Genomic DNA, 12,056 nt, shown 5'->3' on the forward strand with positions numbered 1-12,056 from the left:
GCGGATCAGCGGCGATTCATCATGATTTTGTGCCTGCGCTGCTGTAACGGAAATGTAACGTTACACGACGATGAGGTGTCGTTTCAGCTTCGCATTACCATTGCAGAATGGAAAAAAACGAAAGCCACTTTGCTTTCCAAAAACCTTATCTGTAGCGATAACTCACCTACTAACTGGGATAAGCGCCAATATGTGTCAGACTCAAGCGCGGCGCGGGTTGCGAGGCATAGAGAAAGAAAGAAACAGGCCTGTAACGTTACAGTAACGCCACCAGATACAGATACAGATACAGATACAGATACAGATACAGATACAGATACAGATACAGATAATATTTTTCCCGACGGGTTATTCGAAAAACCTCATCCGGAGGAGAAAGCGAAATCCGAAACCGAAAAGCATTTCCAGATCGCTTGGTCGCACTATCCCTCTCGCTCGGGCGGCAATTCCGAAACGAACGCACGAAAGGCCTTTGCAGCGCGGATCAAGTCCGGAATCGACCCCCAGGAGTTGATCCAAGGAGTAATCCGCTACGCCGCTTGGTGTGACTCTAACGCGAAGACAGGAACCGAGTTCGTCAAGCAAGCCGCAACGTTCTTCGGTCCCGGCTTGCACTTCAAAGAACCCTTTACCATCCCAACCGACCCCGCCCAACCCGGAGGACGCAAACATGCCCCAAAATCAAAATCATTCGACATTCGATCCAAGTTATATCCAGCACCCGCTCTCGGCGATAGCCCCAACGGCTCAGGCCCTGGAGCAAGTCAGCATCCTCTTCTCGAGACTTGGAGCGATCTACCGAAACTTGTGGATTGAAAGTTTCAAAAGCGATGAAGAGTTCAACGCGGCGGAAATCGAATGGGCCAAGCAATTGGATCGCCTTTCACCAATCCAGATCGAATCGGCCATCCAGGCCTGTATCGACTCTGGAAACCGGTTCCCACCGAACCTACCCGAATTCGTCAAATACGCAACCACCGCCCCCGAACCTCTGCCCAAATCGCGCCGGAAAATTTACCAATGAGCCAGACTAAACAAACGAAGTACGAGGAAGCGGTTGTTCATATCCTTCTCAACCGCCCAACAGCGCTGGCCGGCCACGAAATTGACGAGCGATGGTTCTCAAAATGGCGGCCGGTCATCGCCGCCGCCAAAGCCATCGCCGCCGCCGGCAACGAGCCAGATATGCTAACTCTCTCTGAGCACATCAAACGGCCTGGAATGCTCGAGGAACTCAACCAAATCCGAAACGGTACCCACGCTGCCGCCGAAAACCTGCCCAAATACTTGGCTGGGTTGCGGTCGATCTACCAGGCCGCGCACGTACAGCAAGTCCTGTCCAATTCACTCGCCCAGCTCCAGGCTGGCGCCGACCTAGACGAAGTGCTCGGCCGAATGATGCAGTCCACATTGGCCGCAGTCGCAACGGAGTCGCGCAACTACAACCACACAATCAAGCAGGCCCTAGGCCAGTTCGTTGATGGCCTTGAAGAGGCATTCGAATCTCGCGAGTCGGGCGGCCTAGGGCTCAAAACAGGCATCACGGCACTTGATCGCGTGCTCGGTGGCATGCATCCAACCGATCTGGTCGTAGTCGGCGCCAGGCCAGCCGTCGGGAAAACGGCCTTTGGGATGTCAGTCCTTCTCAACCTAGCCAAGACGGGCAAGCGAGTCGGATTTATATCGACAGAAATGGGGGTGTGCCAGCTCATGCTGAGGGCAACATCGGCCAATAGCGGAATCGCCGGCACCGCTCTGCGAGACGCCAATCTGCAGGACTCCGATTGGCCCAACATCACTGCGGCGATTAACCGCATCGCACACCTCGATGTCAGAATATTCGACAATCCGGACGTCACTATCGCGGACATAGCCCTGCGGGCTAAAGCTTGGGCCATCGACGGCGGGATCGACATCATTATCGTCGATTACATAACGCGCATTAAGCCGATCAAAACAAGCGGCAACCGGACCGTCGATGTCGGCGAAATCGCCATTGGCCTGAAAAACATTGCCCGCCAAATCAACATCCCCGTTATGGCGCTAGCCCAGCTTAACCGTGAGTCGACCAAGCGCTCCGACAAACGGCCGAACATGGCCGAGCTCAGGGATTCCGGTGTGATCGAGCAAGAAGCCGATCAAATCTTACTTCTCCATCGCGACGACGACGACCTCGCGCCAGCCGAAATAATCATCGATAAAAACCGGCATGGAGAAGTGGCCACCGTGCGCTGTTGCTACCTGCCCCAAACCATGCAGTGGACAAACCTCGCGGATCGATACGCCGACGCCGCTTAATCCAACCGTCGAACAATTTTTTAACCACCCCGGAAACCAAAAATGCCAGCCAATCTATTTTTGCCACGACTTGAAAAACTTGCCACCGACCAGTCGCCAACGCTGCTTGAGCTGATCCGGCGCAAAATCAATAGCCAGCCCGAAGAGGACGCAACCGACCCGGAATACCTTCGCAACGCCTTCACAGTCATTTCCTCGCACTACGTCGCCGCGATCGACGCAGGTGACATCAAATTCGCGGATGAAAGCGAAAAAAGCCAATTCTTTTGGATGTTGCAACTTTTGATCGATTACGCAACCGGTGGGGAAATGCGGAAATTGTTGCCCGCATCGGCCGAAGCCGAAAGCGGCAAATAAACCGGAAAAGGCAGGCGAATTGGCGAAAACCACCATGTAACCTACGCCATAACCTCAAATTTCCACCAAAACTGGAGTGAAAATGCCAAAAATATCGAAGGTAGAGTTTTTCAAAGCTCAAACAATTAAATCCGCCGTCGGCCCGGCCGCCGAAGCATTGGCAAAAATCGACGGCGCAGCCCTTGGCCTCAACGATAAAGACGCAAAAACCGTAGCGGCCGCCGCCGAAATCATCGGAAAAATCGACTCGTCGGCGCAAGCAGTGATCGACCAGGCGAACAGCCAGTACTTGAACCGGGACCAAGATTTAATCAACCTCGCATCAAGCCGCCTATTCCGGATCGGCTCCGACATTGAAGCGGCGCAAGCGCACAAGCGCCACGCCGAGCAGACCCACCTCGAAAAAACGACTGAGCTTAAGAAGCAGGGCTTCAACCAGGTCGAAATCGATGAAATTCTGGATGATCCCACGCCGGCGATCGAGGCCTTCCAGCAGAAAATCGCCGACTTAGGTGCGGAAAAAATCAAGGTTGAAGCATTTTTGGCCGACGCGCCCCGTTTCGCCCCCGATTTGTTAGTCGGAACCACCATCGAAGTCGCCGCCGAACATCCGGCCGAAGCGGCGTAATTGCAAGGACAGCAAAGATGAACATGCAAAACGTCACGGCAGCCACGCTCTTGGCTGCCAAAACCCGAATGACCGCACTAGGCCAAACATTCCGTGCCGCCAGCCTGGCAATCGAGCAACGAAACGCGGAGCACGACCGCCACCGGCAAGCCGCGCTACGCGAGAACATGCGGCCGAGCGAGTTCCTGGCCCTATTTCCAAGCCCGCCCGGCTCAATTGAATTCGCCGCCGAGGACGCCGAAATCGCCTCCAAGCAGGCGCAAATAGCGAGCCTCTCGGGGACAAATATCTGGGTCAGAGATCGTCTTGAAAATGACATCGACATGTTAAATGTCCAAAAAGGCCTAAAAACCTCGGCCTACAACCGCCAGCTCGCCAAACCCGAACGGCCGCTGACCGCCGCCGAATTCGCAACTCTGTACCCGGCGCCAACGCACATCACCGATCAAACAACAATCGCAGCGGGCCAAACCGAAGCGAATAAACTCAACTCATTCATCTACAGTGGCCCCTACCCGTCACCAGGGCTTTACGATGTGGACCTTTTGTCCGGAACCGCCGTGGTGTATCCGTAATGTCATTAGAAAGCGACAGCCGAGGATTCCTCGTTGGCGAGCCGATTGATCTGGGGCGCATGCCGACTGACATCAGTCGAATTCGCGATGATGTCTCAGCGATTCGCCAGGCAATAGCCGGACGCTGGCGCGAACACCGCCGGCCGGCGCCGTCGGCCGTCCCCGCCCGCGACTCGGCCGGCCGATTTGTCAGCGCATCGCCGGCCAAGGTGGCCGTGGCCGAGCCAAGCGCCACCAGAACGAGTGCCGCCGCCATTGCGGAAGCGGCCGGGAAGGCGGCGATTGCCGAGAGGATCAAGAGATCTTCAAATCAACCGGCGGCAATACCAGGTCGCGACTCGGCAGGCCGATTTACGTCGGAAGGCGGATCGGCCGGCAACCGATCGGCAACGGCTTCGGCCATTGCGTCGATCAGTGACCGGTTATCCCGTTTGACCGCCGCCGCGTCTGGCATCGACGACGCCGACCCGGCCGTGAAGGCGGCGCGCGAAGTAGCTGAGCCGCTACGTCGAGGATTCGAATTTTTCAGGGGCGACAAACAAACGCCGTGGCTGAAAAAAATCTTTACCAAGCTGGCGATTTTTCAGAAAGAGGAATCAGTTTTCAACAAGGCCGCGAAGGAAACGCTTGAAAAGATCGAAAGAAAGCCCGTATCCGTCAGCACGCAGAGTAATGGTTCGTCGTGGTTAAACAAGCTCCCGTTTGTCGGATCAATGCTCAGCACCTTGGGCAAAACCGCTATCGGCGGTGGCCTGCTTGGAATGCTAGCCAAAGGCGGGCGCGGCGCATTCGGCATGCTCAAACGCGTCCCTGTTCTCGGCGCCTTGCTGGCGGCCGGCGGCGCCGCATTCGACATATTCAGCAGCGAAAACGACAGCAGCCTGTCTCGGCGCGATAAAGATAAGGCGGCTGGAACATCCGTCGGCGGCTGGGTTGGCAGCCTTGGCGGCGTCGGTGCCGGCGCTCTGGCCGGCTCAATGCTCGGTCCGGTCGGGACTATCGTCGGCGGCATCGTCGGCGGATTCTTGGGCGACCAAGCAGGCCAACTTATCGGCGACAAATTCGGCGGGTGGGTTGCCGATTTGCGCGAAGCCGATGTTCCCGGCAAGATCGCGGGCGCATGGGATGGCGCGGTTGCGTCCATGTCCACGACTTTCAATGAGGCTTGGGCAAAGGTAAAAGACATTGGGGGGCTGGTAACGCAAGTTATCGGCGAGCAGATCGGCGGATTGGCCGACTACATCAAGGCCAATACCGGCATCGACCTCAAGCAGCAAGGCGCGGCGTGGTTGGATCGGACCAAGGCTAACGCCGGTGGCGCTTGGGATTTTACCAAGAAGGCGGCGGCGGCGTTGGTCGACACGGCCATGCAGGGCGTGGATTGGGCCTCAAAAAACACAACGGCCGGCAAGGTGATCGGCAAGGCAGCCAGATTTTCTAAATCTGGCGGTGAAATCGGAAGTCCAGAGCGAGCCATGCAATTGCTGATGGAAAAAGGCTGGTCGAAAGAAGATGCAGCCGCAATTGCCGCCAACATCAGCCAAGAAAGCGGATTCGATACTCGAGCGAAAGGCGACAATGGCACCGCCGTCGGCGCCGCCCAGTGGCACCCCGACAGGCAAAAAACGTTTGAGCGGGTTTTTGGGAAAAATCTGAGCGATGCTTCGTTCGACGAGCAAATCGCCTTTGTAGACTGGGAACTAAAAAACTCCCACCGTCGAGCCGGCCAGGCCATCAAGTCAGCGTCCGGCATTAATGCCAAAACGGCCGCAGTTGAGCAAACCTACGAAATCTCAGCTCTTGGCAAGCGCGGCGGCGTCCAGCCTGAGCGAATCTCCGATGCGAGAAAGTTTGCCGCCATTGATGTAGCTCCGCCCGTATCGATGGCTATGCCTAAAATTCCGATGATTCCACAAATCGCCGAAGCGCCAAAAGTCATCGAGCCGCTTGGATCGCCGGCCGCGCCGGCCTTCACCGTCAACCTGCCGTCCCAGGATGTTGGACAAAACTTATCAGATCGCCGAATAGCCCACATAGCCAGCGGCGGCATCGGAGGAATATAAAAATGGCCGAGTCCCAAACGCTCACGTCGGACTGGGGCGCGCTGTCGCCGCATTTGATCGCGTCCTTTTGGGAAGTCGATCGCGAAGGCAACAAGAAAAAGGACTCTAACACCATCATTAAGGCGGCGGTGACGGACGATGCTAATCTGGAAATAACGCTCAATTGGCAATCGCCCTTCGAACAAGCCGGCCCAGAGACCAAGGCGCCAACGTTGTTCGCCCTGATGCAAACCGGTGTCGCGCAGCAGATATTCGACGCCTTTGGATTCGATAAGGATCTCGATTCCACCGCAAAAGCCACCAGACTGCTTCAGCAATTCGAAGGCCGCACCGGCATCACCAGGCTTAATTCGGTCCAAGTGTTCAACGGCATGCCACCGGCCAAGATTCCCATGACGCTTCTTTTCCGGGCGTGGCGCGATCCTGTGGCCGAAGTCGAAAGCCCGGTCGATCAGCTTATGCAGTGGGCGCTGCCGATCGAGCTGGCTAAGGACAGCACCCTTCTTACAAACGCAATCGACGCGGTAAAGGGATCAAAAGATTGGATTGAGGCCGTTCTTCCGTCCAAATCGCCTACCCTGCTCGCATTCCACTACAAAGGCCGCACCTTCGCGCCGATGGTCATTGAATCCATCAGCCAGCCATTGACGGCGCCGATCGACAGTTCCGGGCGATTTGTCGAAATGACCTTGCAGATCACCTTGGCGACGTTGGCCGCCATCGACCGAAAAGACTGGCAGTCCATTTACAAAACTAAATAGCCATGACGAAGCCGCCCAAGCTTGACATCGCCGGTCAAAAAAAAGAACTCAAGGCCCTCCGCGAGTTCGATCAGAATCGCCGCGACAATGCCAACAACATCCTCCGTCCCGAGCAGATCGTCGGGAAGGATTGGAGATCGGCCAAGGTTCTAACGACCACCCTCGGACTGGCCAACGGCCAGATGCGCAAGATCACAAAACAAGACCTGATCGAGTTCAGCAAAAACATCGCCCGCCTGGAATCCAGGGTCGAGAAAGGCGTCACCGCCAATGAAGTCATCAACCTGTCGATGCCCGAAGACAAAAAACGCAGTAAGGAGCAGATTAATTTCGCAGTGCCGGTGACAATGAAATACGGGGACATCAAATTCCTTACCAATGCCGGGCCAGACTCAAAGGTAACTCGACACAGTGTTCACATTATTTTAACCGACTACGATCATGGGCTTGCCAAGGCGGGCACCCCGCTCCAGGCGGCAAAGGAAATTGCAAAAGGTAATTTGCTTTTCGACTGCGACTGCGACCATCACACTTTTGTATTTCGGTACATCACAACCATCATGAAGGCCAATGCCGGTCGGCCAGAGCATGGGTTCCCAAAGCTCAAAAACCCGCAACTGAACGGGATCGCATGCAAACACGTCTTGCGGGTCATGGTCGAACTCAATACCTCGATTTTCATCTGGAAAAAAATTGCGGCGATGATTGAATCCGACCGCGCCAACAACGCCAGCAAGGAACTCAAACGCCGACAAAAAACGGTATCGCTGACGCAACGCGAGGCTTCCGAATTAGCGGCCAAGCAGAAGCTGACCCCCCGAAAAATCGAGGCCATCACCAAAACAGCGAAAGCCGCTCAGAAGGTGGCCAAAACGGCACCGCCGCCGAAGCGGCCAAAGCGCGCCTCAGCGCAAGAAGCAAATAATGCGGCCGCCATCTTGGCGGCTTCCGGAATGACCATGGAGCAAATCATGGCCCTGATAGCCGAAAATAGGGGATAAACCGCAGTCCCGCCCGAACCCGCTTTTTAACCAACCCCGAGGAACAACCATGCAACTACCTAATTTTCAGCACCGCCTGCTCCCTTCTGGCGGCGAACCGTCGGAATTTAACAACCTCGATTTGTACTCCGCGATAATCGGTAAAATCGAAGACATCCACGCTCTCCACGACATCGTTCGTAGCCAATTTGAACACGAAAGCGGCGTGGTCATCAGCCCGGAAACCAACCTAAATCTTCTAAACCAAATCCAAAACCACCTAGCCGACCTCGAAACCGTCGCCGAATGGCTCGTAAACAACTTCCACATTCAGCCGATTGCCGATGAAATCGATGAACCCATTGCCACCGATTTAGAAACAATGCCCGAGGTCACTCACTAGGCTCATGAATGGGCGGCCCGCCGCCCTCAACCCAACTAGCCCGCGCCGGCAATAATGACCAACCCCAAAATCATTTACACCAACAAAACTGAAATCGCGGCTTTAAAAGCGGTCGGCGCACGCCTCAAAGAGGCGCGAGAATTCCTAAAATTAACGCAAACGCATGCAGCGCCCTTGCTGGAAACGTCGGGTCAAGCACTGATCGACGCCGAAAGCGGTCGGCTCAATCCCCTACCAATCAAATTCTTGAAAGCCGCCGCCGAGACCTACTCTGTGTCCGTCGATTGGCTACTCGGACTGGTCGAATGGGAACGAGAAGACGCCGGCCGCGACCTGTTGGCCGGCCTGCAGCGAATCCACCTAAAACACTACGCCGAGCTCGTCGCCCGCCAGGCCGAGGCGGACGAAAACAACGGCCGCGCGCAAGCGGCGCTCGCCGAAATCGTCGCCGCTTTCGAGGTATTCATAAAGTCCAATCCGGATTTCGAAGACATGCCCGCCGGGGCGCGGCTATTGCGGGCTGTTTCCACCGCCAAAAATAGCCTAGTCGCCCAGTCAAGCGGCAACAAACAGACTTTAAGCGTTTGATTTTTAACAGCCCCAGGTCTAAAGTTACTACAGGCCGCCGAGGCCTCTTTTAACCTCTAATTGACCAAAGGGTAACAAATGATGAGATTCAAAAAACCATTGCTGATCATCGGCGCCCTACTTAGCGGGATCGCATTTAACGCTCGGGCGACCCTCACAAGCTACAGCGGTGCGGATGGAATTGGCTTAGTCTACAGCAGCGTTAGCAATGTCACCTGGACCCGAGACGCCAACCTGTTCAAAACGCTGTCCGACGCCAACCCCAATCTGATCAATCTGATTGCGGCTGTCACCCCCATCTATAACGACCCGGTTATGGGCGTTCAAGCCGTCGGCGACGATGATTTCGATACCGCAATGGGGCTCTTAAGCTGGTGGGGCGCTGAAGCCTTCACCAACTACCTCAACAGCATCAACTATGGCGGCAGCAATCAATGGACGCTGCCCAGTGCAGGCACCAACCCCAGACTTGGATACAACAAGACTGGCAGCAACTTTGGTCAGTTATTTTACACCGAATTAGGCGGCACAGCCCATAACAGCATCCCTAACACCGCCGTCTTCAACAACGAGCAAAGCGCTGCATACTTGGCAGCGGAGTACGCACCCTATCCCGTTTACTCTTGGGCCTTCAATACCTCCGCTGGCGAGCAATTTTTCTACCCTAAGGGCCTTAAAGGCCGCGCATGGGTCGTCAGCCCCGGACAAGTGCCCGCCGCCGTGCCGTTACCTAGCGCTGCCTGGCTGATGGGCGGCAGCCTATTGGGATTGGCTGGCATGAAACGTCGCAGCTAAGCGCGCGCTCAAATAAGTTTTTTCTGGCCAAGTGGGTAGCCGTAAGATGACTAAACTCGCCGCTCAAATTCTCTCCTTACCGATCGCGCTGTTGGCGGCGTACCCCTTATCCGGCGCCGCCCACCCCGGCAAGATCAATGCCGAAGGTTGCCACACCGAGCGCAAAACCGGCGATTACCACTACCCCGGCCCGCGCCCGGTTAGCTCTACGTTAAGCCTCACATGAGCGACCCCGACGACTTCTACTTGCAGGTGGCGTTCGCCTTGACGGGGTGCCAACTGGTTGAGCAAGCACTTAAGCTCTACATCGCAGAGGCACTCGAATACGTCAAGAAGTGCGTCGGCAAGCGCTTGCCCTTCAAGATGACGGGCCAAGACTACGAAGACGCATCCTTAGAGCGCCTGATCGAAGCCTTTCGCAAGTTGACCGACAACGAAGAGCTTGTGGCTGCCCTTCGCAAATTCAAGAACGAGAGGAACTTCCTCAGCCACAAGGGGATTGCTCACTGCCTAGACCCCACGGGTGAACTCGGGAACATTTCTGTTGCGGAGGTCATGCCTAGGCTTCAAGCAATTCAGACCGAGGCGCAAAGACTTCGCATCGCCATCCACGAAGAAGGCGTTACTTTCAAAGGGCACCTCTACTTTGGCTCATTCCCAGAGTGAGGCCTAACCCTGCGGTCAACGCGAGGCCCAGCGACAGTCCACCAGGCCCGCCTGCCTCGTGTTACCGTGAACGTTAAACGAGCAATTTGTGACATAAACCGGCCATTCAGAAATCAATCCTGACGGTCGGAAATTGGCCGATTCCAGCCCATCACCCTAAATAAACCACTGAATTAAACCCGGAAATCGCCGCGAATTTAGCAAAAAACCCATGATTAAATGCCTAAAAACCACCGATTTTAGGCATAAATGCTTATTTCTTATACCAATTTAAAACCCGAAGAATTCAAACACGCGATGTCGCTGAATTTCGGCGCGCGGATGCTCCAGGCCCGCGAACTGTGCGGCCTGGAGCAAATTGAAGCCGCTCCACTATTCGGATTTGCCAATTCGTCCCGCCTGAGCAAGATCGAATCGCCAACGCACGAAAGCCTCGCCTACATCCAGCCCAAGGTTCTGGTCCCGGCCGTTTTAAACTACAACGTCAGCGCCGACTTCCTATTTGGCTTCTCGAACTATCCCCAGCGCGACATCAAGCAAGCCCGCGAAAACCAGGTTGCGGACCTTTTAACCGACCTGATCGCTAACGAAATCGCCGACATCCGCCGCCTGGTGGATACGGTCAACCAGATCGCCAAACAGACCCAGCGCTTTGCGGAAAAAACTCAAGAAATTCAGCAAGCGCTCGACCGGTTTCGGCAACTGAACCCGGATTTCGACGACATGGCCGGCGGCGCCAAACTCGATCGCTTAGTTTGCCAACTGCGCCAAGACGCAAAGCACAACGCCAACGAACTGGCCGAACTGCGCCAGTCCCTCCAATAACCCTTTTAACTTTACCACCATGGCTGAAAACACCAAAAAAGGCGGACGCCCGAGAGGCTACAGGCCGCAATACGTTCAGCTCGCCCACAATTACACGCTACTGGGCGCGACAGAGGGCCAACTCGCCGAATTTTTCAACGTCTCGGCGGCCACTGTCAAAAGCTGGACTAAACATCGGCCGGAATTCGCCGACGCGATTAAGCGCGGAAAAATCCTGGCCGACGCGGAAGTCGCAAACGGCCTATTTCGGCGCGGCACCGGGTACCCCTACACCGAAGTCACCACGCGGGAAATCAAGAACCCAGCCGGCGAAGTCACGTCCGTTGAAGTCGTCACAGTGACCAGCGAAATTCCACCGGACACTGAAGCCTGCATATTTTGGCTGACCAACCGCCAACCTGACAAATGGCGAAACCGACTGGAAATTGAGCACGCCGACAAGCGCGAATCCAGCACGCCGGACCAAGATACCCCGGCCACACCCCAACAGGAAGCCACCCCATGAACTCGGACGCCTTTGCAAAAATCGAAAACGCCGCCCACGACGGCGCGTTCGGTCATAACCAGCGGCCAACGCCGACCGATCGGCAATGCCTGGCCGGCAATTACAAGGTCGGCCGCGCCTCAATTTACGGCATGCCGGTTGCGATTGAGCAGCCGCGACACAGCTATCGCACCGGCGTCGATCCGAAAACCGGCCAGCGCTGGACTTCCAGGCTGGCCGCGCATTACGGCTACTTCTCTGGCACCAAAGGTGCCGACGGCGACCCCGTCGATTGCTTCATCGGCCCCTACCCTCAATCGGAAACCGCCTGGGTTATCAACCAGCACGTCGGCGACGCCTTCGATGAGCACGAGGTCATGCTGTGTTTCCCCGATTTTGAGACCGCGCGCCGCGCCTATCTCGACAGCTACGAACGCGGCTGGAAAGGCCTGCACAGCTTGGTAAAAGTTTCGCCGCAGCAATTACGCTGGTGGCTCAAGAACGGCGACCTGAAAAAGGCATTGACCTCCGCCGATCTGGCCGCCGCCGATGGGCCGGCCGCCGCCAAGGCCAAAGCCGCACGCGCCGACGCCGATTATTTGAAAACGCGATCCACCATCCTGGGGTACTAAA

16 protein-coding genes are annotated in these 12,056 nt (G+C 55.9%); 15 read left to right on the forward strand and 1 reads right to left on the reverse strand.

Annotated features, from left to right (window positions below; all coding sequences use genetic code 11):
- Positions 1–21 precede the first annotated feature (21 nt).
- Entirely contained in the window at positions 22–816 is a 795-nt protein-coding gene (locus ACQE3D_RS17930) for a hypothetical protein (RefSeq protein ID WP_427551140.1), read from the forward strand.
- Between the two features lie 204 nt (positions 817–1,020).
- Positions 1,021–2,298 carry a replicative DNA helicase gene (locus ACQE3D_RS17935; RefSeq protein WP_313729611.1) on the forward strand — a complete coding sequence of 426 codons (1,278 nt, stop codon included), beginning with the start codon at positions 1,021–1,023 and terminating at the stop codon, positions 2,296–2,298.
- Between the two features lie 54 nt (positions 2,299–2,352).
- Here the strand turns inward: ACQE3D_RS17935 and ACQE3D_RS17940 are convergent, their stop codons facing one another.
- A complete protein-coding gene (locus ACQE3D_RS17940; protein WP_313729610.1) occupies positions 2,353–2,691 on the reverse strand; it encodes a hypothetical protein in 339 nt (112 codons plus the stop codon).
- A 46-nt stretch (positions 2,692–2,737) separates the two neighbouring features.
- Here ACQE3D_RS17940 and ACQE3D_RS17945 point away from each other — a divergent pair, with 46 nt between their 5' ends.
- The 13 genes from ACQE3D_RS17945 (at position 2,738) to ACQE3D_RS18005 (ending at position 12,055) form a co-directional block, all read left to right on the forward strand.
- On the forward strand, positions 2,738–3,283 hold the full coding sequence (locus ACQE3D_RS17945; protein WP_313729609.1) for a hypothetical protein: 546 nt from the start codon (positions 2,738–2,740) through the stop codon (positions 3,281–3,283).
- Positions 3,284–3,300: 17 nt separating this feature from the next.
- Entirely contained in the window at positions 3,301–3,858 is a 558-nt protein-coding gene (locus ACQE3D_RS17950; protein WP_313729608.1) for a hypothetical protein, read from the forward strand.
- A gap of 215 nt (positions 3,859–4,073) precedes the next feature.
- The gene (locus ACQE3D_RS17955) at positions 4,074–5,921 is read left to right on the forward strand and encodes a phage tail tip lysozyme (RefSeq protein WP_313729607.1); all 1,848 of its coding nucleotides are present in this window, start codon (positions 4,074–4,076) and stop codon (positions 5,919–5,921) included.
- A 2-nt stretch (positions 5,922–5,923) separates the two neighbouring features.
- Positions 5,924–6,682 carry a hypothetical protein gene (locus tag ACQE3D_RS17960; protein WP_313729606.1) on the forward strand — a complete coding sequence of 253 codons (759 nt, stop codon included), beginning with the start codon at positions 5,924–5,926 and terminating at the stop codon, positions 6,680–6,682.
- A gap of 2 nt (positions 6,683–6,684) precedes the next feature.
- Positions 6,685–7,683 carry a hypothetical protein gene (locus tag ACQE3D_RS17965; protein ID WP_313729605.1) on the forward strand — a complete coding sequence of 333 codons (999 nt, stop codon included), beginning with the start codon at positions 6,685–6,687 and terminating at the stop codon, positions 7,681–7,683.
- A gap of 49 nt (positions 7,684–7,732) precedes the next feature.
- Positions 7,733–8,065: a hypothetical protein gene (locus ACQE3D_RS17970; RefSeq protein ID WP_313729604.1), complete on the forward strand. Its 333-nt coding sequence runs from the start codon at positions 7,733–7,735 to the stop codon at positions 8,063–8,065.
- Positions 8,066–8,119: 54 nt separating this feature from the next.
- Positions 8,120–8,653, forward strand: coding sequence for a helix-turn-helix transcriptional regulator (locus ACQE3D_RS17975; protein WP_313729603.1), 534 nt, complete (start codon positions 8,120–8,122; stop codon positions 8,651–8,653).
- Between the two features lie 78 nt (positions 8,654–8,731).
- Positions 8,732–9,448: a VPLPA-CTERM sorting domain-containing protein gene (locus ACQE3D_RS17980; protein WP_313729602.1), complete on the forward strand. Its 717-nt coding sequence runs from the start codon at positions 8,732–8,734 to the stop codon at positions 9,446–9,448.
- A 46-nt stretch (positions 9,449–9,494) separates the two neighbouring features.
- Positions 9,495–9,674, forward strand: coding sequence for a YHYH domain-containing protein (locus ACQE3D_RS17985; protein ID WP_313729601.1), 180 nt, complete (start codon positions 9,495–9,497; stop codon positions 9,672–9,674).
- Positions 9,671–10,114 carry a hypothetical protein gene (locus tag ACQE3D_RS17990; protein ID WP_281021092.1) on the forward strand — a complete coding sequence of 148 codons (444 nt, stop codon included), beginning with the start codon at positions 9,671–9,673 and terminating at the stop codon, positions 10,112–10,114. Before ACQE3D_RS17985 ends, ACQE3D_RS17990 begins: the two co-directional genes overlap by 4 nt.
- Before the next feature lie 249 nt (positions 10,115–10,363).
- A complete protein-coding gene (locus tag ACQE3D_RS17995; RefSeq protein ID WP_313729600.1) occupies positions 10,364–10,939 on the forward strand; it encodes a hypothetical protein in 576 nt (191 codons plus the stop codon).
- A 19-nt stretch (positions 10,940–10,958) separates the two neighbouring features.
- The gene (locus ACQE3D_RS18000) at positions 10,959–11,444 is read left to right on the forward strand and encodes a helix-turn-helix domain-containing protein (protein ID WP_313729599.1); all 486 of its coding nucleotides are present in this window, start codon (positions 10,959–10,961) and stop codon (positions 11,442–11,444) included.
- Entirely contained in the window at positions 11,441–12,055 is a 615-nt protein-coding gene (locus ACQE3D_RS18005) for a hypothetical protein (RefSeq protein WP_313729598.1), read from the forward strand. Before ACQE3D_RS18000 ends, ACQE3D_RS18005 begins: the two co-directional genes overlap by 4 nt.
- The last annotated feature ends 1 nt before the right edge of the window (position 12,056 follow it).

This window comes from Methylomonas sp. MS20 (assembly GCF_050275925.1).
GTDB classification, from domain to species: Bacteria; Pseudomonadota; Gammaproteobacteria; order Methylococcales; family Methylomonadaceae; genus Methylomonas; species Methylomonas koyamae_A.

What these genes read in the sequence shown, in the direction of transcription:
- ACQE3D_RS17930 (WP_427551140.1), top strand. Translation starts at nt 22, where the DNA reads ATGATTTTGTGCCTGCGCTGCTGTAACGGAAATGTAACGTTACACGAC.
- ACQE3D_RS17935 (WP_313729611.1), top strand. Translation starts at nt 1,021, where the DNA reads ATGAGCCAGACTAAACAAACGAAGTACGAGGAAGCGGTTGTTCATATC.
- ACQE3D_RS17940 (WP_313729610.1), bottom strand. Translation starts at nt 2,691, where the DNA reads ATGGTGGTTTTCGCCAATTCGCCTGCCTTTTCCGGTTTATTTGCCGCT.
- ACQE3D_RS17945 (WP_313729609.1), top strand. Translation starts at nt 2,738, where the DNA reads ATGCCAAAAATATCGAAGGTAGAGTTTTTCAAAGCTCAAACAATTAAA.
- ACQE3D_RS17950 (WP_313729608.1), top strand. Translation starts at nt 3,301, where the DNA reads ATGAACATGCAAAACGTCACGGCAGCCACGCTCTTGGCTGCCAAAACC.
- ACQE3D_RS17960 (WP_313729606.1), top strand. Translation starts at nt 5,924, where the DNA reads ATGGCCGAGTCCCAAACGCTCACGTCGGACTGGGGCGCGCTGTCGCCG.
- ACQE3D_RS17965 (WP_313729605.1), top strand. Translation starts at nt 6,685, where the DNA reads ATGACGAAGCCGCCCAAGCTTGACATCGCCGGTCAAAAAAAAGAACTC.
- ACQE3D_RS17970 (WP_313729604.1), top strand. Translation starts at nt 7,733, where the DNA reads ATGCAACTACCTAATTTTCAGCACCGCCTGCTCCCTTCTGGCGGCGAA.
- ACQE3D_RS17975 (WP_313729603.1), top strand. Translation starts at nt 8,120, where the DNA reads ATGACCAACCCCAAAATCATTTACACCAACAAAACTGAAATCGCGGCT.
- ACQE3D_RS17980 (WP_313729602.1), top strand. Translation starts at nt 8,732, where the DNA reads ATGATGAGATTCAAAAAACCATTGCTGATCATCGGCGCCCTACTTAGC.
- ACQE3D_RS17985 (WP_313729601.1), top strand. Translation starts at nt 9,495, where the DNA reads ATGACTAAACTCGCCGCTCAAATTCTCTCCTTACCGATCGCGCTGTTG.
- ACQE3D_RS17990 (WP_281021092.1), top strand. Translation starts at nt 9,671, where the DNA reads ATGAGCGACCCCGACGACTTCTACTTGCAGGTGGCGTTCGCCTTGACG.
- ACQE3D_RS17995 (WP_313729600.1), top strand. Translation starts at nt 10,364, where the DNA reads ATGCTTATTTCTTATACCAATTTAAAACCCGAAGAATTCAAACACGCG.
- ACQE3D_RS18000 (WP_313729599.1), top strand. Translation starts at nt 10,959, where the DNA reads ATGGCTGAAAACACCAAAAAAGGCGGACGCCCGAGAGGCTACAGGCCG.
- ACQE3D_RS18005 (WP_313729598.1), top strand. Translation starts at nt 11,441, where the DNA reads ATGAACTCGGACGCCTTTGCAAAAATCGAAAACGCCGCCCACGACGGC.